The sequence below is a fragment of the Microbacterium sp. H1-D42 genome (assembly GCF_022637555.1).
GTDB lineage: Bacteria > Actinomycetota > Actinomycetes > Actinomycetales > Microbacteriaceae > Microbacterium.
This window is the reverse complement of sequence record NZ_CP093342.1, coordinates 869,359-890,094: the sequence shown is the minus strand read 5'-3', so window position 1 is coordinate 890,094 and position 20,736 is coordinate 869,359. Positions and strand designations below refer to the sequence as shown.

The 20,736-nt window shown below is 68.1% G+C and carries 17 protein-coding genes; 10 read left to right on the top strand and 7 right to left on the bottom strand.

Annotated elements, in window-relative coordinates; all coding sequences use genetic code 11:
* Positions 1 to 81 precede the first annotated feature (81 nt).
* Positions 82 to 1,587, top strand: coding sequence for a PucR family transcriptional regulator (locus tag MNR00_RS04185; protein WP_241927921.1), 1,506 nt, complete (start codon positions 82 to 84; stop codon positions 1,585 to 1,587).
* Positions 1,588 to 1,726: 139 nt separating this feature from the next.
* Here MNR00_RS04185 and MNR00_RS04180 read toward each other — a convergent pair whose 3' ends face one another.
* A complete protein-coding gene (locus tag MNR00_RS04180; RefSeq protein ID WP_241927920.1) occupies positions 1,727 to 3,178 on the bottom strand; it encodes an XRE family transcriptional regulator in 1,452 nt (483 codons plus the stop codon).
* Between the two features lie 228 nt (positions 3,179 to 3,406).
* Between MNR00_RS04180 and aceB the strand changes: the two genes are divergently transcribed.
* From aceB to MNR00_RS04160, 4 genes are all read left to right on the top strand, one after another.
* Positions 3,407 to 5,011 (top strand): malate synthase A, encoded by a 1,605-nt coding sequence (aceB, locus tag MNR00_RS04175; protein WP_241928755.1) that lies wholly within the window; start codon positions 3,407 to 3,409, stop codon positions 5,009 to 5,011.
* A 61-nt stretch (positions 5,012 to 5,072) separates the two neighbouring features.
* The gene (locus tag MNR00_RS04170; RefSeq protein WP_241927919.1) at positions 5,073 to 6,668 is read left to right on the top strand and encodes an isocitrate lyase; all 1,596 of its coding nucleotides are present in this window, start codon (positions 5,073 to 5,075) and stop codon (positions 6,666 to 6,668) included.
* A gap of 73 nt (positions 6,669 to 6,741) precedes the next feature.
* Positions 6,742 to 7,206 (top strand): ribonuclease E activity regulator RraA, encoded by a 465-nt coding sequence (gene rraA, locus MNR00_RS04165; protein ID WP_241927918.1) that lies wholly within the window; start codon positions 6,742 to 6,744, stop codon positions 7,204 to 7,206.
* A gap of 54 nt (positions 7,207 to 7,260) precedes the next feature.
* Positions 7,261 to 8,478, top strand: a complete 1,218-nt coding sequence (locus MNR00_RS04160) for a pyridoxal phosphate-dependent aminotransferase (protein ID WP_241927917.1) — start codon at positions 7,261 to 7,263, stop codon at positions 8,476 to 8,478.
* A gap of 86 nt (positions 8,479 to 8,564) precedes the next feature.
* On the opposite strand, the gene MNR00_RS04155 is transcribed toward MNR00_RS04160, so the two are convergent.
* Positions 8,565 to 8,963, bottom strand: a complete 399-nt coding sequence (locus MNR00_RS04155) for a VOC family protein (RefSeq protein WP_241927916.1) — start codon at positions 8,961 to 8,963, stop codon at positions 8,565 to 8,567.
* Between the two features lie 74 nt (positions 8,964 to 9,037).
* On the opposite strand from MNR00_RS04155, the gene MNR00_RS04150 reads away from it, so the two are divergent.
* On the top strand, positions 9,038 to 10,117 hold the full coding sequence (locus tag MNR00_RS04150) for a LacI family DNA-binding transcriptional regulator (protein WP_241927915.1): 1,080 nt from the start codon (positions 9,038 to 9,040) through the stop codon (positions 10,115 to 10,117).
* A 1-nt stretch (position 10,118) separates the two neighbouring features.
* Here the strand turns inward: MNR00_RS04150 and MNR00_RS04145 are convergent, their stop codons facing one another.
* Together MNR00_RS04145 and MNR00_RS04140 are read right to left on the bottom strand one after the other, a co-directional pair.
* The gene (locus MNR00_RS04145; RefSeq protein ID WP_241927914.1) at positions 10,119 to 11,516 is read right to left on the bottom strand and encodes a hypothetical protein; all 1,398 of its coding nucleotides are present in this window, start codon (positions 11,514 to 11,516) and stop codon (positions 10,119 to 10,121) included.
* Entirely contained in the window at positions 11,516 to 13,645 is a 2,130-nt protein-coding gene (locus tag MNR00_RS04140; RefSeq protein WP_241927913.1) for an alpha-galactosidase, read from the bottom strand. The genes MNR00_RS04145 and MNR00_RS04140 overlap by 1 nt, the downstream gene beginning before the upstream one ends.
* A gap of 110 nt (positions 13,646 to 13,755) precedes the next feature.
* On the opposite strand from MNR00_RS04140, the gene MNR00_RS04135 reads away from it, so the two are divergent.
* Genes MNR00_RS04135 through MNR00_RS04120 form a run of 4 tightly spaced genes read left to right on the top strand, consistent with a single transcriptional unit; the run spans position 13,756 to position 18,627 of the window.
* The gene (locus tag MNR00_RS04135) at positions 13,756 to 15,096 is read left to right on the top strand and encodes an extracellular solute-binding protein (protein ID WP_241927912.1); all 1,341 of its coding nucleotides are present in this window, start codon (positions 13,756 to 13,758) and stop codon (positions 15,094 to 15,096) included.
* A gap of 59 nt (positions 15,097 to 15,155) precedes the next feature.
* The gene (locus MNR00_RS04130; RefSeq protein ID WP_241927911.1) at positions 15,156 to 16,049 is read left to right on the top strand and encodes a sugar ABC transporter permease; all 894 of its coding nucleotides are present in this window, start codon (positions 15,156 to 15,158) and stop codon (positions 16,047 to 16,049) included.
* Positions 16,046 to 16,894: a carbohydrate ABC transporter permease gene (locus MNR00_RS04125; RefSeq protein ID WP_241927910.1), complete on the top strand. Its 849-nt coding sequence runs from the start codon at positions 16,046 to 16,048 to the stop codon at positions 16,892 to 16,894. Before MNR00_RS04130 ends, MNR00_RS04125 begins: the two co-directional genes overlap by 4 nt.
* Before the next feature lie 8 nt (positions 16,895 to 16,902).
* Positions 16,903 to 18,627, top strand: a complete 1,725-nt coding sequence (locus MNR00_RS04120) for a glycoside hydrolase family 36 protein (protein WP_241927909.1) — start codon at positions 16,903 to 16,905, stop codon at positions 18,625 to 18,627.
* Positions 18,628 to 18,696: 69 nt separating this feature from the next.
* Here MNR00_RS04120 and MNR00_RS04115 read toward each other — a convergent pair whose 3' ends face one another.
* Genes MNR00_RS04115 through MNR00_RS04105 form a run of 3 tightly spaced genes read right to left on the bottom strand, consistent with a single transcriptional unit; the run spans position 18,697 to position 20,701 of the window.
* Positions 18,697 to 19,833 carry a UDP-N-acetylmuramate dehydrogenase gene (locus MNR00_RS04115; protein ID WP_241927908.1) on the bottom strand — a complete coding sequence of 379 codons (1,137 nt, stop codon included), beginning with the start codon at positions 19,831 to 19,833 and terminating at the stop codon, positions 18,697 to 18,699.
* 11 nt (positions 19,834 to 19,844) lie between these two features.
* The gene (locus tag MNR00_RS04110) at positions 19,845 to 20,246 is read right to left on the bottom strand and encodes a MaoC/PaaZ C-terminal domain-containing protein (RefSeq protein WP_241927907.1); all 402 of its coding nucleotides are present in this window, start codon (positions 20,244 to 20,246) and stop codon (positions 19,845 to 19,847) included.
* A complete protein-coding gene (locus MNR00_RS04105) occupies positions 20,246 to 20,701 on the bottom strand; it encodes a MaoC family dehydratase N-terminal domain-containing protein (protein WP_241927906.1) in 456 nt (151 codons plus the stop codon). The genes MNR00_RS04110 and MNR00_RS04105 overlap by 1 nt, the downstream gene beginning before the upstream one ends.
* Between the last annotated feature and the right edge of the window lie 35 nt (positions 20,702 to 20,736).

Here is a 20,736-nt window from a genome sequence, read left to right as displayed (position 1 = left end):
ACCGCCGGATGCCCGATGCATTCGCCGTCGCGTACAATTGCTCCAGCTGGATCGCCGCTGCGTACATCGATGGAGGATGCCATGGAACCGCCACTCCACCCCACGCTGCGCACGCTGCTGGCCCGCCGCGATCTGCGCCTCGCGCTGGTCTCGGAGGAGCGGATGCTGGCGGACGGCGCCCTGGATCAGCCGATGCGCTGGGTGCACAGCTCCGACCTCGTCGACCCCACCCCTTTCCTGGCCGACGACCTGGTGCTGCTGACCACGGGCACGCAGTTCCCCTCCGGCGACCATGAAGGCATCGCGGCGTACGTCGAACGCCTCGTGCAGCGCGGCGTGAACGGGTTGGGCTTCGGCTCTGGGGTGCACAGTCAGGGCATCCCGCCCGAGCTGGTCGCCGCGTGTCAGGCACGGGGCCTGCCGCTGTTCGAGGTGCCGTACGACGTGCCGTTCATCGCGATCGCCCGCGGCCACGCCGAGGCGATCGCCGCGCAGACCTATGCCCGCCGGACCTGGGCGCTGGAAGCGCAGCGTGCGCTGGCGATCGCGGCGCTGCGCCCGCGCGGGCTCGAGTCGGCGCTCACCGAGCTGTCCCGCCGACTCGGATGCTGGGTGGGGCTGTTCGATGCCACCGGGCTCGTCGTGCACGAGCATCCGATCGGCGCAGGCGGTGCGACGCCGGCGATCAGCGAGGCGGCGAGCGCTCTGCTGCAGCGGGGCAGCTCGGCCAGCCGCGCCTTCGACGATGCCGAAGCGCCGCACACCCTGTTCACCCTGGGGCGCACCGGGCACCTGCGCGGGGCCATCGCGATCGCCGCCTCGGCACACGATGCCGAGACGCGGGCGGTCGTCACCTCGGTCATCGCCATGGCGGGACTCTCGATGGAGCAGGGCGTCGTGCTCGCCCGGGAGCGGCGACGACTGAACGCACAGCTGCTGGAATCGTTGCTGACCGATGACCCGACGCTCGCCCGCCGCGTGCTCGGATCGCTGCCCGCCGCACCGATCGTCGTGGCCGTCGGCGACGCCGCGCAGGCGGCCGCCGTGACGGAGTGGTGGGATCGGCGGCGATCCGAGGGCACGGCCTCGTTCCTGGCGGTCGGCCCCGAAGGCCTGACGATCTGCATCTCGGCGGCCGCCGAGGGCGCGTTCGACGAGCTGGCCGCTCAATTGGGTGTGCGGGTGGGCGTGTCAGCAGCATCCGACTACCGCTCGTTCTCGCAGGCGCACGCGCAGGCCGTCACCGCGCTGGGGCGCGGCACCAGCGGCGTGACGCGATACGCGGACGCCGCAGGCTCAGGGATGCTGGATGCGCTGGCATCCGAGGAATCACGCCTGCTGGCAGCAGCGCGACTCGCGCCGCTGCGGGTGCACGATGCCAAGGCGGGGTCGGATCTGGAAGCCACGCTGCGCTCCTGGCTGGAGCACGACGCGCGCATCGACGCCGCCGCCGATGCGATGGGCGTGCACAGACACACCATTCGCGCGCGGATCGCCCAGGCAGCGCAGGTGCTCGGCGTCGACCTGTCGTCGTTCCCCGCTCGCGCTGAGCTGTGGGCCGCGCTGCAGCTGGCCGCCACGGGCTGATCCGGGCGGCCAGCTCAGCACTTGCTACGCACCACGGAAGCGCATTCGCGTGCGCCAGCCGCGGGAATGTGCGCCTGCCGCGGGCCGAATCCGGGCATCCGTCCGCGCGAAGCGCACATTCCCGCGCGAAGCGCACGACTCAGCGCGGGGCGTGCGCCTCGAGGAACTCGTACACGTCGGTGGTGTCGACACCGGGAAATGCCCCGGTCGGCAGGGTCGCCAGCAGAGTGCGCGGGGTGCGCACATTGGGCCAGGAGTTCTGCCGCCACCGGTCTTCGAGGTCGGCAGGCGCCCGGCGGCAGCACACCTCGACGGAGTGCTTCGAGACGCCGCGGTTGTTCGTGTCGCGGCCGACGAACCATCTCGTGTCGTCGAAGCGCACACCCACGCTGACCGAGTGCAGCCCCTCGCTTGACGGCTCCACGCGTGCCGTGCACCAGTAGGTGCCGTTGCCGGTGTCGGTGTACTGGTAGTACGGATTGAACCGGTCCTCGACATCGAACACCACGCGGCTGGTCCACTTGCGGCAGCACATCTGCCCCTCGATGGAGCCGAGCCGATCGGTCGGGAAGTTCACGTCGTCGTTCTCATAGGCCTTGGTGATTGTGCCCGACTCGTGCACCTTCAGGAAGTGCACCGGGATGTCGAGGTGACGGGTGGCCAGGTTCGTGAAGCGGTGCGCCGCCGTCTCGTACGACACCGAATAGGCGTCGCGCAGGTCCTCGATCGAGATGGCGCGGCGTGACTTCGCCTCCTGCAGCACCGGGACGACGTGCGCCTCTGGCACCAGCAGCGCCCCGGTGAGGTAGTTCGTCTCGACCCGCTGACGCAGGAACTCGGCGTAGCTGCGCGGCTCGCCGTGACCGAGGATGCGACTGGACAGCGCCTGCAGCACGGCCGTTCTGGCATCGCCCTTCGCCGGGATGCTGCTGGAGAGATACAGCCGTCCGTGCGCCAGGTCGGCCACGCTGCGGGTGGTCTGCGGCAGGTCGGCGGCGTAGTGCAGGGTGAAGCCGAGGTGCGCGGCGATCTCGGATGCGGTGCGCTGGGTGATCGGACCGCCCGGGTGCCCCACGGCGGCGAGGATCTCGGCCGCGTGCTTCTCGAGGTCGGCGAAGTAGTTGTCCTGCGTGCGCATGAGATCGCGCAGTTCGACGTTGGCGCGGCGGGCCTCTTCCGGCGTCGCGGCGCGCTCATCCCGCAGCCGCTCTATCTCGCCATGCAGGGCGAGCATGGCACCGAGCGCCTCATCGGGGATCGACTTGCCGATGCGGAAGCCGGGGATGCCGAGCGCCTGGAAGGTCTGCCCCTTCATGGCCCGTTCGAGCGCGATCTCCATGGTGCTGCGCTCGTCGAGCGGCTCCCCCTCGAGCAGACCGTCGAGCGTCGTCCCGAGCGCGCGGGCGATCGCCTGCAGCAGGGTGAGCTTCGGCTCGCGCTTTCCGGTCTCGAACATCGACACCTGGCTGGGAGCCCGCTCGATCAGCGCCGCGAGATCTTCGAGGGTCATTCCCCGCGCTGTGCGCAGCTGTCGGATGCGGCGCCCGATCGTGAGGGCGTCCGGTTCTTCTACCGCTTCGGCGAGGGTCATGCGGGGCAGTCTGTCACAAAAGCAGAAATTCAAGCAAACTTCACGCCGAGATTGGTCGGATGCTGCCGCGAACTTCACCCAGAGTGGGAACACGCCACCAGCACTGACGCCGACTCCCAACCCTCGCCGGCTCCCACTGACACCGCACGACTCCCAGTAAGGACCACGACCATGAGCATCACGATCCCCGAGACCCGCCTGGGTCCGACCATCACCACCACCGGCCCGATGCACGACCGGTTCGATCAGATCCTCACGCCTGAGGCGCTCGCCTTCCTCACCGAGCTGCACCACCGCTTCGCGTCCCGCCGCCACGACCGTCTCGCCGACCGGCAGCGTGCGCGCTTCGAGATCGGCAACGGACACGACCCCCGCTTCCGCGATGACACCGCGCACATCCGCGCCGACCGTGACTGGCGCGTCGCCGGTGCGGGACCCGGGCTCGAGGACCGCCGCGTCGAGATCACCGGCCCCACCGACCCCAAGATGACGATCAACGCACTGAACTCCGGCGCACGGGTCTGGCTCGCCGACCAGGAGGACGCCACCAGCCCCACCTGGCAGAACGTCATCGGCGGTCAGCTGTCGCTGCGCGACGCCATCCGCGGCGAGCTCTCGTACACCAGCCCTGGCACCGAATCTGCACCCGGCAAGGAGTACCGCGTCACCGCCCAGCGCACGCCGACGATCGTCATGCGCCCACGCGGCTGGCACCTGACCGAGAAGCACGTGGACTTCACCGACCGCACGGGGCGGACGATGTCGGCATCCGGCTCACTGGTCGACTTCGGCCTGTACTTCTTCCACAACGCGCAGGCGCTGATCGACTCCGGCCGCGGCCCGTACTTCTACCTGGCGAAGATCGAGTCCAGCGAAGAGGCCAGGCTGTGGGACGACATCTTCTCGTTCAGCGAAGAGTACATCGGCATCCCACACGGCACGATCCGCGCGACCGTGCTCATCGAGACGTTGCCCGCCGCCTTCGAGATGGACGAGATCCTCTACGTGCTGCGCGACCACTGCGCTGGGCTCAACGCCGGACGCTGGGACTACATCTTCTCGATCATCAAGAACTACCGCGGCCGCGGCGCGCGGTTCGTGCTGCCCGACCGCAGCGAGGTGACCATGACGGTGCCGTTCATGCGCGCCTACACCGAGCTGCTCGTGCAGACCTGCCACAAGCGCGGGGCGTACGCCATCGGCGGCATGAGCGCGTTCATCCCGAACCGTCGCGACCCTGAGGTCACCGCGCAGGCACTGGAGAAGGTGTCGGCCGACAAGAAGCGCGAGGCCGGCGACGGCTTCGACGGCACCTGGGTGGCGCACCCCGACCTGATTCCCGCCGCACAGGCGGAGTTCGACGCGATCCTCGGCGATCGTCCGAACCAGGTCGACCGGCAGCGCGACGACGTGCACGTGACGGCAGACGACCTGCTGAACCTGCACATCGGCCGCCCGATCACGGCGAAGGGCGTCCGCGACAACGTGTCGGTCGCCATCCGCTACATCGAGGCGTGGCTGCGCGGCCTCGGGGCCGTCGCGATCGACAACCTCATGGAGGACGCCGCGACCGCCGAGATCAGCCGATCGCAGGTGTGGCAGTGGGTCCACCAGGACCGCACCACCGAGGACGGCACCCGGATCACCGTCGACTACATCGAGGGGCTGATCGACGAGGTGCTGGCCGAGGTCCGCCCGTCGGCGGACTCCGACGGCCAGGGCGATCGCTTCGACGATGCTGCGGAGATCTTCCGCGAGGTGTCGCTGCGCGAAGAGTTCCCGGCGTTCCTGACCAGCGGAGCCTACGCCAGGCACCTCACCGAGCACAGCTGAACGGCACGAGCCGATCGCTCTCGAGACCCACTGAACATCCTCCCCATACGAAGGACATGACATGACGCACTACCAGGACGACATCAACGCCATCCAGGAGCTCAAGCAGGCGAACGGCGCCGGCTGGAATGCCATCGACCCCGAGTCGGCGGCACGCATGCGGGCGCAGAACCGCTTCCGCACCGGCCTCGAGATCGCGCAGTACACGGCCGACATCATGCGCCGCGACATGGCCGAGTACGACGCCGACTCATCGGTCTACACCCAGTCGCTCGGCGTCTGGCACGGCTTCATCGGGCAGCAGAAGCTGATCTCGATCAAGAAGCATCTGAAGACGACGAACAAGCGCTACCTCTACCTCTCGGGGTGGATGGTCGCCGCTCTGCGCTCCGAGTTCGGACCGCTGCCCGACCAGTCGATGCACGAGAAGACCTCGGTGCCGGCGCTGATCGAAGAGCTCTACACGTTCCTTCGTCAGGCGGATGCCCGTGAGCTCGACCTGCTCTTCACGCAGCTCGATGCTGCCCGCGCGGCCGGTGACGAGACGGCCGAGGAATTCATCCAGTCGCAGATCGACGGCTACGAGACCCACGTCGTGCCGATCATCGCCGACATCGACGCCGGCTTCGGAAACCCCGAGGCGACGTACCTGCTGGCCAAGAAGATGATCGAGGCGGGCGCCTGCGCCATCCAGATCGAGAACCAGGTCTCGGACGAGAAGCAGTGCGGCCACCAGGACGGCAAGGTCACGGTGCCGCACGAGGACTTCATCGCCAAGCTCAACGCGGTCCGCTACGCATTCATCGAGCTCGGCATCGACAACGGGATCATCGTCGCCCGCACCGACTCGCTGGGCGCCGGCCTCACGCAGAAGCTCGCCGTCACACGCGAACCGGGCGACCTCGGCGACCAGTACAACTCCTTCCTCGACGTGGAGGAGATCGCGGAGGGCGACCTCGGCAACGGCGATGTGGTCATCAAGCGCGACGGCACGCTGCTGCGCCCGAAGCGTCTGGCCAGCAACCTCTACCAGTTCCGTTCTGGCACGGGTGAGGCGCGCGTCGTGCTCGACTGCATCACGTCGCTCCGCAACGGCGCCGACCTGCTGTGGATCGAGACCGAGAAGCCGCACGTGGAGCAGATCGCCGCGATGGTCGACGCCATCCGCGAGGAGATCCCGAACGCGAAGCTCGTCTACAACAACAGCCCGTCGTTCAACTGGACGCTGAGCTTCCGTCAGCAGGCGTACGACGCGCTCGCAGAGCAGGGCGCGGACGTCTCGGCGTACGACCGCGACAAGCTGATGAGCGTCGAGTACGACGACACCGAGCTGGCGCGACTGGCCGACGAGAAGATCCGCACGTTCCAGCGCGACGGTGCCGCCCGCGCCGGGATCTTCCACCACCTCATCACACTGCCGACCTACCACACGGCGGCTCTGTCGACGGATGACCTGGCGAAGGGCTACTTCGGCGACGAGGGCATGCTCGCCTACGTCAAGGGCGTGCAGCGCCGTGAGATCCGCGAGGGGATCGCGACGGTCAAGCACCAGAACATGGCGGGCAGCGACCTGGGTGACAACCACAAGGAGTACTTCGCCGGAGAGGCCGCGCTGAAGGCCGGCGGCCAGCACAACACGATGAACCAGTTCAGCTGACGAGGCCGAACACAGGGGTCGGATGCCATGGCATCCGACCCCTTCTCGATCCGCGACCTGATAGGACTTCCCCATGACCTCCACCGCAGACCTCTACGACGTGCACGGCGACGACCTGCAGTCCCTCCCGCTGCAGCTGCGCTCCTTCGGCGGGCATCCGTCGTTCGAGGGCTCGATCCGCACCATCCGCTGCTTTCAGGACAACGCCCTCGTCAAGCAGATCCTCGCGACGCCGGGAGACGGCGCCGTGCTGGTCATCGACGGGGCAGGGTCCCTGCAGACGGCGCTGATGGGTGACCTGATCGCGCAGAGCGCGGTGGATGCCGGATGGGCGGGCGTCATCATCCACGGCTGTGTCCGTGACAGCGTCGCTCTTGCTGGGATGCCGCTCGGGGTGAAGGCGCTGGGCACGAACCCGCGCAAGAGCGCCAAAGCCGGCGCCGGCGAGATCGACGTCACCGTCGAGTTCGGCGGGGTCGCCTTCCGTCCAGGCGCGCGCCTCTACGCGGACGAGGACGGCGTGCTCGTCGAGCGGTGAGAGCACCTGTCACCCCGCTCCTGCCGACCACCGCACCCGAGTACCATCGGAATCGTGACCGAACGCGCACCTCTCTCCCGCAAACTCTCCGCCATCGCCGAGTCCGCCACGCTGAAGGTGGATGCCAAGGCCAAGGCCCTCAAGGCCGAGGGCAAGGCCGTGATCTCGTACGCCGCCGGCGAGCCCGATTTCGCGACGCCGCAGTTCATCGTGGATGCTGCAGCCGTCGCTCTCGCCGACCCGGCCAACTACCGATACACCCCCGCCGCCGGCCTGCCGGCGCTGCGCGAGGCCATCGCCGCGAAGACGCTGCGCGACTCGGGCCTCGAGGTCTCCCCCAGCCAGGTGATCGTCACCAACGGCGGCAAGCAGTCGGTATACCAGGCGTTCCAGGCCGTGGTGAACCCCGGCGATGAGGTGCTGCTGCCCGCGCCGTACTGGACCACATACCCCGAGGCGATCCGCCTCGCCGACGGCATCCCCGTCGAGGTCTTCGCTGGCGCCGACCAGGAGTACAAGGTCACCGTCGAGCAGCTCGAAGCCGCGCGCACCGACCGCACCACCGTGCTGGTGTTCGTCTCGCCGTCGAACCCGACCGGTTCGGTGTACTCGGCCGATGAGACCAAGGCCATCGCCGAGTGGGCGCTCGAGCACGGCATCTGGGTGATCAGCGATGAGATCTACCAGAACCTGACCTACGAGGGCGTCAAAGCGACGTCGATCGTCGAGGCGCTGCCCGCGATCGCGAACCAGACCATTCTCGTCAACGGCGTCGCCAAGACTTACGCGATGACCGGCTGGCGCGTGGGCTGGATGGTGGGGCCGGCGGATGCCATCAAGATCGCCTCCAACCTGCAGTCGCACCTGTCGAGCAACGTGAACAACGTCGCCCAGCGCGGGGCGATCGCGGCTCTGAACGGCCCGCAGACCGAGGCCGAGCAGATGCGCGAGGCGTTCGACCGTCGCCGCCGCCTGATCGTCGCGGAGCTGTCGAAGATCGATGGGCTCGTCGTGCCGAACCCGCAGGGCGCGTTCTACGTGTACCCCGACGTGCAGGGACTGCTCGGCCGCGCCTGGCCGACGAAGGACGGCGGCAGCTTCACCCCGACGACCTCGCTCGAACTGGCCGACTTCATCCTCGAGCAGGCCGAGGTCGCTGTCGTCCCTGGCGAGGCCTTCGGCCCTTCCGGGTACCTGCGCCTGTCGTACGCGCTGGGAGATGACCAGCTGCTGGAGGGCGTGCAGCGCCTGCAGCGCCTGTTCGCGTCCTGACGCCAGCGCCGACACCGTTTTCTAAAGTCGAGACCCCCTGCGCAGCTGCGCAGGGGGTCTCGTCATTGAATCAGGGGTATCGGCGATCAGCCCTGGTGGCCGATCAGCCAGCGCACGCCGTAGCGGTCGACCAGCGTGCCGTCATAGTCGCCCCACGGACGCTTCTGCAGCGCGTCGAGCACCTCGCCGCCCTCAGCGAGCTGATCGAACCAGCGGCCGAGCGTCTCCGGGTCGGCCGTGCCGAGCAGCGAGAAGAACATGCCGGCCATCTGCACGCTGGGCTCGCCTTTCCCGGCATCCGCTCCGGCGATCTCCACCGGTCCGTCCAGCAGCATGCCGTGCGCGATGGCGTCGCTCGGTCCGTCTGTGCGGCTGGCACTCGCATAGTCGAACAGGTGCAGCGTGCCGCCGAAGATCGACTCGTAGTGCCGCAGCGCCTCGGCCGCGTTTCCGGGGAACAGGAGGTATGGGGTCAGTCCAGTCATTCCGCGAGTGTACGCCCGGCCGGCGACAACGCGTCATGCAAGACCCCCGCGCCCTCGTCATGCAAGATGGGAGCATGGATGTGGATGCGCAGGAGCCCCCGGCGACGAAGGTCGACGGCCCGAAGACGGGCGCGTCGCGCAAGACCCGCTCCCCCGCGGGCTCCATGCGGCTCTCCGAGATCGCCGCCCTCGCCGGAGTCAGCGAAGCCACGGTCAGTCGGGTGCTCAACCGCAAGTACGGCGTCGCCCAGAAGACCAGAGATCAGGTCGAGGCAGCACTGCGCGAGGTCGGCTACGAGCGCAGCGTCAAGGGCGAGATAGTGCTGATCCTCACCCCCAGCCTCAAGGGGATCATCTTCTCCGAGATGGCCGATGAGATCGAGACGAGGCTGAGCCCGCACGGTCTGCGCGCCGTGGTCTGCCCGGTCTTCCCCGGCACGATCGCCGAGCAGGACTACGTCGAGATGCTCATCGACAAGGGCATCGCCGCCGCGATCTTCCTGTCCTCCAGCAACACGCTGCGCAACTCCGACCCCGTCGCCCACCAGCTTCTGGAATCCCGCGGTGTGCCGTTCCTCACGATCAACGGCTCTTTCGCCGCCGTCGAGGCACCGGCGATCTCGACGGATGACTGGCAGGCCGCCGAGCTGTCGGTGGCTCACCTGCACGAGCTCGGGCACCGGCGCATCGGGATGATGGCGGGCCCCACCGGCAACATCCCCGCCGACCGACGCGTCGAGGGCTACCTCACGTCCATGGACTCGCGTGGGCTGACCGACGCCGAGGACCTCGTGGTCCGTGTGCACTACTCGATCGACGGCGGACGCAGCGCGGCCGATGAACTGCTCAACGCCGGTGCGACCGCGATCATCGCCTCGAGCGACGACATGGCGCTGGGCGCCTACCGCGCCATCCGCCGACGCGGGCTGGATGTCCCAGGCGACGTGTCGGTCATCGGCTACAACGACACATACATGCTGGAGTTCACCGACCCGCCGCTGACCAGTGTCCGTCAGCCTATCGAGGCCATCGCCGAGCTGTGCACACGCACGCTGGTCACCATGGTGCAGGATCGCCCGGTGCGCACCGAGGAGACGCTGGTCGAGCCCGAACTGCGGGTACGGAGATCGACCGGCCCGGTGCGCTCGAGCTGACTCAGAGGCGCACAGCGATCACGTCGGCATCCCCGGCCCCGATGGTCACGGCACTGCCCGCGCGCTCTGGGCCGCTCAGGTGCGGGTCACGGAAACCGCCTTGTCCGAGGGCTATGCGCAGCGCATGTGCCGTGCGGTTCGCGACCCGGCATCCAGCGCGATCGATACGCACGTCGACGGTGCCGTCGGCGAAGGGGATGCCGGTCAGCTCCACGTCATCGACGCCAGTCGGCAGACCTGGGCGCAGGGTGAGACGCGCGTTCCCGGCATCCGCCTCCACGCCGACGATGCCCAGCGCGATCTGCGAAAGCAGCGTGAACGATACCTCGGGATAGGACCCGTTGCGGCCCTGCTGCACCACCTCATGCGGTTCATCGCGCAGGGCGAAGATGCGCTGCATCCAGCTCCACGCGGTGTCGGCAAGCCCATGGCGGAAGAACAGGTCGGGCAGGTACGTGAGTGCCTCGATGTTCTTGGGCGCGGTCTCGGAGTCGCGGCCGAGTCGATCGACGCGGTCGAGTTCGGCGGCCGCCCGCTCGTCGACGAGCAGACCCTTCAGCAGTGGGAACCAGGTCGACTCCCGCGACCACTCCTGGATCGGATGCCCGTTCGGCGTCCATCCGCAGACCACGGCGTCCCCCTCACCACGACTCCACGTCTGCCTGTACAGCGTCATCAGGGCATCCGCTCGCGCCTGCAGGGCCGATGCGTCGCCGCCGTCCGCCGCGACGAGCGCTGCCACATGCCGCGTCGCGGCGTACTGCGCGCCGAACCCATCCCCCGCTTCGCGCAAGATCACCCCCGGCAGCTCGTTGTAGCTCGCCGTGCCGTCGAAGATTCCTGGTCCGTCCGCCCCCGCGACGCCGTTGCGGGGCGACAGGTCGTGGCGGTCGACGAACACGCCGACGAAGTCGATGACAGCAGCCAGCGCGTCGCCTGAGAGCGGATGCCCGGTCCAGCGCTGCAGTACGTGAGCGGTCTCGGCGAGCTCGAACACGGCGGGCAGTTCGCGCACGAATCGGTCAGGCCCGAGGTAGTCGATCTGCAGCGGCGTGCGGCGGTCGAAGTTGAGCGCCCACAGCGGCCACCCGTCGTGCTCCGGGGTCGCTGACCGCAGGAACGAGCCCAGCATGGCGTCATTGCGTTCCGCCATGCCGAGCAGGTGAGCACCAACGGCCTGGTGCGCGAAGTCGCGCGAGTAGTAGCCAGACCGATGCGAGTACCCCGCCCAGTACGCGTCGGAGTAACGCACCTCGCCGAGTCCGTCGGGTGTGCGCTCCGACACGTCCCGCGGACCGGCGGCACCGCCGTCGACGCGATGTCCGAGGGCTTCGGTCCGCGCCCAGTCGAAGATCTGCTGCAGTTGCGCGCTGCTGCTGCGCAGTCGGATGCTGCTCATCAGGACACCGCGGTGAATTCGATGAGTCCCGCTTCCTGCGGGCGCAGTGTCGGCAGGCCGAGCCCGATCTCGGCGAGCACCTTGCCCGTCATCTCGATCGGCCCCGACCACCAGTGCGGCTGCATCCGGCCCGCGGTCGGGTCCGCCGCGCCGTCGACCAGCACCCGCTCGACGCGGTAGAGGCGCTCCGGTGCCAGGCCGGGAATGCGCAGGTGACCACCGGGGAGATGATGCGGCGAGTCGATCGCCGCGATGGTCGCCACGGCGTGCGCACGGTCGGTGGCCACGATCGCCTGCGCGATCAGTTGCGGCTCGGTCTGCAGGCGATGCTGCCGTCCGCGCTCGATCAGCGGACGCAGTCGCTTGACGATGTCGATCCAGCCGGCGAGTTCCGCGCGCTCATCCGCCGATGCCTCCCGCAGATCCCATTCGATGCCGAAGCTGCCGACCAGTGCTGTCACGGCACGGAAGGTCATCGACGCGGCGCGTCCCGTGACGTGCGCGACCTGTGCGCCGACGTGCGACCCGAGCAGTTCGACTGGCATCAGCAGGCTGGTGCCGCGCTGGATGCGCTGTCGCTCGAGCGGGTCGTTCGAATCGCTCGTCCAGAAGCGATCTACGACCTCCACGATGCCGAGGTCGATGCGCCCGCCGCCGGCAGAGCACGACTCGATCTCCAGCCACGGGCACGCTTCGCGCAAAGCTCTCATCAGTCGATACGTCGCATGCGTCTGCCTGTGCACTCCAGCGCGACCCGTGACGCGATCTACGGGCTCGATGAGATCGCGATTGTGATCCCACTTCACATAATCGATGCGGTAGCGGGTGATGATGTCGATCAGCCGCTCAGCGATGTATGCGAAGGCATCGGGGTGGGCGATGTTCACCACCAGCTGCTGTCGTGCGAGCGGGGCGTCCCTGTCGAGCGGCGAGAGGATCCATTCCGGATGCTGTCGCACGAGGTTCGAATCGGGGTTGGTCATCTCGGGCTCGAACCACAGCCCGAACTGCATCCCCCGCGCGCGCACATGATCCACGAGCGGCGCCAGGCCGCGTGGCCAGACCTCAGCATCCTCGTACCAGTCACCCAGCCCGGCGCGATCGTGACGGCGCCCCGAGAACCAGCCGTCATCGAGCACGAAGCGCTCGACGCCGATGGCGGCCGCCGCATCGGCGAGCTCGATCAGCGGCGGCAGCGCGTGGTCGAAGTAGACCGCCTCCCAGGTGTTCAGGGTGATCGGCCGCCCCACCGTCGGGTGGTTCGGCCGCGCGCGCAGCATGTCGTGGATACGGGCCGATGCCGCGTCGAGCCCTTCGCCGTAGGTGAAGTACACCCAGGGCGAGGCGTACTCGTCACCGGCCGCCAACAGCACCTCACCCGCTTCGAGCAGTTCACCGCCGCCCAGGTGCACGGCTCCACCGTTGCCGCGGTGCAGCCACGCCCGCTGGTTTCCCGACCAGCCGACGTGCGAGGCCCAGACCTCGCCGCGCTCCTCGGTGAAGCCAGGGGTGCCGGCGGCGAGCAGAGTCACCGCATCGGGGCCGGTGCGTCCGCGTCGGTTCTCACGCAGATGGGTGCCGTCCACGACCAGGGAATGCTGCGGGCGGCGCTCACCGTTGTGACGTCCGCTGAAGTCGAGGATCTCGGTCGCGCGCTCCGGCACTGGCATCGCGATGTCGACACCACCGAGGGTGTACTCCCCGCTCCCGGTGTTGCGCAGCCTGGCTCTGGTGCGCAGCAGACCGCTCTCGAAGAGCTCGAGATGCAGAGTGACCTCGAGACCGGCAGCAGCGTCGACGCCGCTCACCTCGATGGTGCGTCCTGACACGAGCATGGGCGTATCCCGTGTGAAGGCGGCGAAGGGCACTGTGCCGCCGCGATGGCCGGACACCCCTGGAATGCCGAACCAGCCCTGCCGAGCCTCGGGGAGCATGCCGGTCGGCACGGGAGTGTCCGGTGTGCTGACGGCGCGCTGCCGATGCGCCCCCTGAACGATCTGCTGAAGCTCGGCCGCACCGAGGTCGCCCAGCTCGCTGCCCCAGTGCGCGATGTAGGGCATCGTCTCGACATCGGTTGCGACGATCACGCTGACACCTCCAGCGCTGAGGTGGACCGCGTCCGTGTTCATGGCTCTCCTTCGAGTTTGCAAACTTGCGAGCAATTCTTGCATAAATGCGAATCGGCTTGCTACAGTCTGGACAGCGAAGTTGCACCCCTGCCCCGAAAGGACACCGAACGATGAAGTTCTCCCGCAGCACCACGGCTCTGATGGCATTCGTCGGCATCGCCGCGCTGTCACTCACGGCCTGCTCACCCGCAGCCGATACCGGCTCCGACTCGCCACAGGGCGAGATCGGCGGCAAGATCACCGTCTGGAGCTGGAACGCTCCCGGCGAGGGCCTCAAGGCCGCCATCCCCGCATTCCAGAAGCTGCACCCGGGCGTGGAGGTCGACGTGCAGGATGTCGGCAACCCCGCCATCTGGGACAAGATCACCACCGGCATGGCGGCCGGCGGCGCCGGGCTTGCCGACGTGCTCAACATCGGCATCGACTACATGGGCAACTACGTCGAGAAGTTCCCGGGACAGCTCGTCGACCTGCGCGACCACGGAATGGGCGACCTGGCGGACGAGTTCCCGGCCGGTGCGTGGAAGAGCGGTTCCGGAGCGGACGGCGCGGTCTACGGCATCCCGTACGAGGTGAACGCGACCGGCTTCTTCTACCGCACCGATCTGTTCGAAGAGGCGGGCATCGACTTCGAGCAGATCAAGACCTGGGACGACCTGCTCGCCGCCGGCGTCACGATCAAGGAGAAGACCGGCGCCGACCTGTACACCCAGGACAAGGCGGCCACGGTCGCCGACTCGGGCGGACTCTGGCAGCTCCAGACCGCGTTGCAGGGGTCGTTCTACTTCGATGAGAACGGCGAGATCACGATGTCGGGCAAGGAGGGCGTCCGCTCGCTCGAGCTGATCAAGGAGGCCAACGACCTCGGCATCGTCGGCGACGTGCCAGGTGGCTGGGACGCGCTGATGGCGACCGTCCGCGGCGAGCGCGACGTCGCCACGCTCTCGGCCGGAGGCTGGCTCGCGGGCGTCATCGAGAATGAGGCGCCCGACATGGCTGGCAAGTGGGCCGTCGCCCAGCCGCCTGCGGTCACCCCTGGCGGTCTGACCGCTGCCGTCAACGGCGGCACCTACCTGTCGATTCCCACGTCGAGCAAGAACCAGGCCACCGCGGCCGCGTTCGTCGAGTTCGCTCTCGGCACCCTGGAGGGACAGAAGCTCGTCTATGACGGCGGCGGAATGTTCCCCGGGTACAAGCCGCTGCTCGAGTCCCCCGACTTCTCCGCTCCGAGCGAGTACTACAACGGTCAGCGTGTGAACGACATCTTCATCGCCGAGCTGGCGCAGAAGACGCCCGCGATCAACTACACCAGCGACTACGCCCGCGCGCTGAAGGCATACACCGACGCGCAGAGCAAGGTGCTGCTGGAGGGAGCCGATCCCCAGGAGGCACTGGACACCGCGGCTGAACAGGTCGCATCTCAGACCGGTCGCAAGATCGCGAAGGACTGACGCCATCGGGTGCTGCCGTCGTCGCCGACGGCAGCACCCTCTTCCTGAGGACTCCCACTGTGACCAACGCAACCACCCGGCGCAGACGATCGTCGATCGGCCACCCGCGCTACGTTCCCTATCTGTTCCTGGCGCCGATGATCCTGCTGTTCGCGGCGTTCAAGCTCTACCCGTATGCCAGTGCTCTGTGGCTCAGCCTCACGGCGAACATCGGCGGCCAGACGACCTTCGTCGGAATGCAGAACTACGTGCGCCTGCTCGGCGACCCGCTGTTCTACAAGGCGCTGGCGAACACCGGCATCATCCTGATCGTGCAGGTGCCGATCATGCTGACCCTCGCCGTGCTGCTGGCCGTGGCCTTCAACTCACTCCTGCTGAAGCTGCGCACCATGTTCCGGGCACTCTACTTCGTGCCGATCGTGATGGGTCTCGTCGCCTACGGCATCCTGTTCCGCGCCCTGCTGAATACGCAGGACGGCTTCGTGAACTACCTGCTCGGGCTGGTCGGCGTCGATCCGATCCCCTGGCTGGCCGACCCGTTCTGGGCGCGGATCGCCATCGTCGTCGCGATGACGTGGCACTACACCGGCCAGAGCGCGATCATCTACCTGGCGCAGTTGCAGTCGATCCCCGGCGAACTCTACGAGGCCGCCTCGGTCGACGGCGCGAATGCGCGACGCCGCTTCTGGCACGTCACCCTGCCCGGGCTTCGTCCGGCGCTGGCGCTGACCGTGATCCTCTCCACGATCGGCACGCTGCAGCTCTTCGACGAGCCGTACGTTCTCACCAACGGCGGCCCCAACAACGCCACGCTCACCGTGGGCATGTACCTGTACCAGAACGGCTTCCAGTACTTCGACTTCGGCTACGCGTCGGCGATCGGGTACGCGCTGACCATCATCATCGCCGTGATCTCGCTGATCCAGCTGCGGTTCTTCAAGGAGAAGTCATGACCGACACCGCACTCGCGACCACCCCGCACCGTCGCACGAAGTCACTCGTCCTCACCACGGCGATCACCGCCGGTGCCGTCCTGATGGCGCTGCCGTTCTACTGGCTCATCATCGCGACCACGTATCCGTCGACCGAGATCTTCTCGACGCCGCCGAACTTCCTGCCCGGCGACCACTTCATCCAGAACTTCGTCGGCGTGCTCACCGACACCCTGTTCGGCCGAGCCATGCTGAACTCGCTGTTCGTGTCGCTGACGTACACCGTGCTTGGCCTGGTCGTCTGCACAGCCGCCGGCTACGCCTTCGCGAAGTTCACGTTTCCCGGCAACTCCCTGCTGTTCGGCGTCGTGCTGGTCACACTCGCACTCCCCTCGCAGGTCACGCTCGTGCCGCTGTTCCAGCTGATGGTCTCGATCGGCTGGCTCGACACCTATCAGGCGCTCATCCTGCCGAACCTCGCGCTGCCGTTCGGCATCTTCCTGATCAAGCAGACGATGTCGGCCGTGCCGGACGAGCTGATCCAGGCGGCGCGCATCGATGGGGCGGGCGAGTTCCGCATCTTCATGGGCATCGTCGTGCCGACGGTGCGCCCGGCGATCGCCGCGCTCGCGATCTTCCTCTTCCTCGCGCAGTGGAACGACTTCGTGTATCCGCTGGTCGTGCTGCGCACTCCTGAGTCGTACACCGCGCCTGTCGCCCTGGCCACGCTGCAGGGCATCGGCACGACCGACTACGGACAGCTGCTGATGGGCACGTTCCTGTCGATGCTCCCCGTGCTCATCCTGTTCCTCTTCCTCCAGCGTCAGTTCGTCGCCGGCATCCTCGCCGGTGCAGTCAAGCAGTAAGGATCACCGTGCTCCTCGAAGATCATCAACTGGACAGCGTCCAGTGGACTCCCCTCGCCCGCGACATCAACATCGGTGTCAGCGGCGGCTGCCGGGTCATCTCCGTCGCACAGGACGGCGACATCGTCACCGTCACCATCTCGCCGGACGCGGAGGGACAGGTCGTGCTCGAAGCACCGCTCGGCAACGCCTCCGGCGTGTGGCACGGCGGGTTCGATCCGGTGCGCGGGCTGCCGGCCGACTGGGCGGGCCGCCAGAAGTTCAGCGCGGTCTGGTCGCTGCCGCTCGCGGTGCTGTGCGACGCGGACGAGAATGCGCATGTCGCGTTCGCCTACGACTGCATGACGGCCAGCGGCGTGCTCGAGTACGGCGTCTCGGAGGAGTCGAAGTCGTTCGTCTCCCGCCTCGGCGTGAGTGCGGAGATCGTGGCAGACGGCGAACCGTTCCACTTGCACATCGTCGCCGAAGCGGTGCCCTACGGCAGCGCCATCCGCGCGCTGTCGGGCGCGCTGCGCGAGGGCCTGCCGGAGCGTCCGGTGTCTCCGCTCGCTGTGGAGCCGGTGTACTCCACCTGGTACGCGTACTCGCAGCGGATCTCCGACCGGATCCTGCTGGACCAGGCGCCCATCGCGCGCCGGCTCGGTGCCCGCTCCCTGTTCATCGACGACGGCTGGCAGGAGTTCGGCGACGGGCGCTGGTACTCCGGTTGCGGCGATTGGGTGCCCGACCCGGTGAAGTTCCCTGACCTTGCCGGCACCGTGGCCTCTCTCGAGGCCGAGGGACTCGGCACGGTCGCGTGGGTCGCGCCGCTGCTGCTGGGCGAGCGCAGTCGCGCCTTCGCCACGCTGGGGCAGTTCGCACCGCACCGTTCGGAGGGGCTGCGCACCCATGTGCTCGATCCACGGCATCCGGAAGTGCGCCGTCACATCGTCGACACCTGTGTGCGGCTGGTGCAGGACTACTCTCTCGCGGGGCTGAAGATCGACTTCCTCAACGATGCGATGGTCTACGCCGGCACGCCGTCGCGCGGCGACATCGGCGATGTCGGCCGTGCGATGAAGGTGCTGCTCGGCGAGATCTCGGATGCTGTCGGCGCCGCCCGCCCCGGTTCGGTCATCGAGTACCGCCAGCCGTACGTCTCGCCCGAGATCGCCGGCTACGCCGACGTCGTGCGCGCCAACGACTGCCCGGCTGATGCCGACCAGAACCGTCGATCGACCGTGGACCTGCGCCTGCTCACCACGGCGCAGGTCGTGCACTCCGATCCGATGATGTGGGCGCCTGAAGCCGGCGTGGATGCCGTCTCGCGGCAGTTCTTCGCGGCACTGTTCTCGGTTCCGCAGATCTCGATGCCGCTGGATCTGCTGCCGGAGGATCAGCTCGCGCGGATCGCCGAGCTGATCGAGCTGTGGCGCGGGCTGCGCGAGGTGCTCGTTCACGGCGAGGTGTGCGCATCGCTGCCGGCCGAGGGCTATCCGATCGTCACGTCTCGTCTGAACGGCACGCAGGTGGTCGCGGCCTATCAGCCGCGCACGCTGGAACTGGATCTGACCGGCACCGAGCGTCTGGTCATCGTCAACGCGACCTCGGACGCTGCACTGCCGTATCGCGTCACCGGAGGCGCGGGGGCCCTGATCCACACGGCAACGGGCGAGCCGGTCGAGCTGACAGCGGAGGGCTTCCTGGCCGTGCCCGCATGGGACACGATCGACCTGCGCGTGTCAGCTCCCTGACCTGGACTCGCGTCTCTGGCTCGACGACGCCCCTCTCAGCCGTGAGGCTGTGAGGGGCGTCGTCAGCTCCTACAGGTCGACCCCGACGAGCACGGGCTCCGGCTGCAGCAGCAGGCCGTACTCCGCGTGCACGCGACTCTGCACGAATCGGGCCAGCTCACCCACCTCTGCGGCGGTCGCGCCGCCCCGGTTGGTGAGCGCGAGTGCGTGCTTGGTCGAGATGCCGGCACGTGAGCGGGGCAGCTTGAATCCCTTGCGGATGCCCGAGTTCTCGATCAGCCACGCGGCGCTGACCTTCACCATGCTCTCGGGCCGCTCCGCGCGCGGGGTGAGTCCGTAGTACGAGTCGAGCGGGATCACGGTCACCGAGTCCAGGTCGGGTTCCACGGTCCAGCGCGGGCACTCGGGCGGCAGCGTGCGCGCGACGTGTTCGGGGATGATCGCGTTCTGGAAAAACGACCCGGCACTGCGCGTGTCGGGATCGCTCTCGTCGAGCAGCATCCCCTTCATGGCCCGCGTCTCGAGAATGCGTCCGCGCAGCCAGGCCAGCGGCACGGGCGCGTAGTCCTCCAGCCCCAGCGCGCGGCGCAGCTGCTCGCCACGGACGACGCGACCGGCGTCGCCTGTGACGGCGAGATCGAGGGTCACAGAGAGGATGACGGCGCGACGTCCCTGCGCCTCGCCGTAGTGGTGCTTGAGAACCGAGGTGCGAAAGCCCAGCCCGAGATCGGCTGCCGGCACGACCACTGCGTCAGATTCGTGCTCGTCGATGAGCTCGACCTCGACGAGGGTCTCCTGGATCTCCTGCCCGTACGCGCCCACGTTCTGCACGGGGGCGGCGCCGACGGTGCCTGGAATGCCGCTCATCGCCTCGATGCCTGCGTAGCCGTGGTCGACGGCGTAGGCGACCAGGTCATCCCATGAGTGCCCGGCCTGCACGCGCAGTCGGATGCGCCCCTCGTGCGGCGACGGCAGCTCTTCGATTCCGGTGGTGAGAATGCGGATCACGGTGCCATCGAACGACTCATCGCCCACGAACAGGTTCGACCCGCCGCCCAGCACGAACCACTCGTCTCCGGTGGCCCAGACCTCGCGCAGCGAGGCGATCAGCTCAGCGGTGGTGTCGGCCTGCAGCATCCGACGCGGTGCGGCACCGGTGCGGAGCGTCGTCAGCTCGCGCAGGGCGATGGGTTCGATCTCGCTCATCGGATGCCGTCTCAGCGCGCGACGCGCAGCTGGGCCTTCACCAGCACGGTGGTCTCCGCAGCCTTCACGGTGAGGTCGATGCGCACGGCGTCGTCGTCGACCGCGCCGATCTTGGCGAGCACGTGCACATCGGCGCCCGTCTCGGGGTCGACGACGACCGGCTTGGTGAACCGCACGCCGTAGTCGGTCACCTGCACGTCGGCGGGAAGTGCTGCGAGCACGACCGACGAGGCGAGCCCCATGGTCAGCATGCCGTGCGCCAGCACGCCGGGCAGGCCGACGGAGGCGGCGACGTCGTCGCGGTAGTGGATCGGGTTGAAGTCGCCGGATGCCCCGGCGTAGCGCACCAGCGAATCGCGGGTCAGGTGCACGGTGCGCTCGGCGAGGATGTCGCCGACGGTGAACTCGGCCATCACTGCGCCCCTTCTTCAGAACCGACCAGCAGCACGCTGGTCGCGGTCACGACGTGGTCACCTGATGCATCCGTGATGGTCGCGTCGCTCGTGATCATCGCGTTGCCGCCGAGGGTGCGGATGCCCGTGACCGCCAGCTGTGCGGTGAGCTCATCACCGGCGACGATCGGCCGCGAGTACCGGAACTTCTGCTCGGCGTGGATGGTGCGCGCCAGCACGATTCCCGAGTCGGGCTCCGACAGCAGCTGCTGGAGTGTGAGGTCCTGCACGACCATCGCGAAGGTCGGCGGCGCCACGACGTCGGCGTACCCCGCTGCGCGGGCCGCCTCGACGTCAGTGTGCTGGGGAGCGTCGGCGAAGACCGCGCGCGAGAACTCGCGCACCTTCTCGCGTCCGACGAGGTAGGGGGCTGTCGGCGCGAATTCGCGTCCGACCAGTTCGCTGTTCACGGGCACCCGTCGATTCTACCCAGCAGCGCTGATCGGGGCGT

Excerpts from the sequence above, each read along its gene's own strand:
- MNR00_RS04185 (WP_241927921.1), top strand. The coding sequence starts at position 82 with ATGGAACCGCCACTCCACCCCACGCTGCGCACGCTGCTGGCCCGCCGC.
- MNR00_RS04180 (WP_241927920.1), bottom strand. The coding sequence starts at position 3,178 with ATGACCCTCGCCGAAGCGGTAGAAGAACCGGACGCCCTCACGATCGGG.
- aceB (WP_241928755.1), top strand. The coding sequence starts at position 3,407 with ATGCACGACCGGTTCGATCAGATCCTCACGCCTGAGGCGCTCGCCTTC.
- MNR00_RS04170 (WP_241927919.1), top strand. The coding sequence starts at position 5,073 with ATGACGCACTACCAGGACGACATCAACGCCATCCAGGAGCTCAAGCAG.
- rraA (WP_241927918.1), top strand. The coding sequence starts at position 6,742 with ATGACCTCCACCGCAGACCTCTACGACGTGCACGGCGACGACCTGCAG.
- MNR00_RS04155 (WP_241927916.1), bottom strand. The coding sequence starts at position 8,963 with ATGACTGGACTGACCCCATACCTCCTGTTCCCCGGAAACGCGGCCGAG.
- MNR00_RS04150 (WP_241927915.1), top strand. The coding sequence starts at position 9,038 with ATGGATGTGGATGCGCAGGAGCCCCCGGCGACGAAGGTCGACGGCCCG.
- MNR00_RS04145 (WP_241927914.1), bottom strand. The coding sequence starts at position 11,516 with ATGAGCAGCATCCGACTGCGCAGCAGCAGCGCGCAACTGCAGCAGATC.
- MNR00_RS04140 (WP_241927913.1), bottom strand. The coding sequence starts at position 13,645 with ATGAACACGGACGCGGTCCACCTCAGCGCTGGAGGTGTCAGCGTGATC.
- MNR00_RS04135 (WP_241927912.1), top strand. The coding sequence starts at position 13,756 with ATGAAGTTCTCCCGCAGCACCACGGCTCTGATGGCATTCGTCGGCATC.
- MNR00_RS04125 (WP_241927910.1), top strand. The coding sequence starts at position 16,046 with ATGACCGACACCGCACTCGCGACCACCCCGCACCGTCGCACGAAGTCA.
- MNR00_RS04115 (WP_241927908.1), bottom strand. The coding sequence starts at position 19,833 with ATGAGCGAGATCGAACCCATCGCCCTGCGCGAGCTGACGACGCTCCGC.
- MNR00_RS04110 (WP_241927907.1), bottom strand. The coding sequence starts at position 20,246 with ATGGCCGAGTTCACCGTCGGCGACATCCTCGCCGAGCGCACCGTGCAC.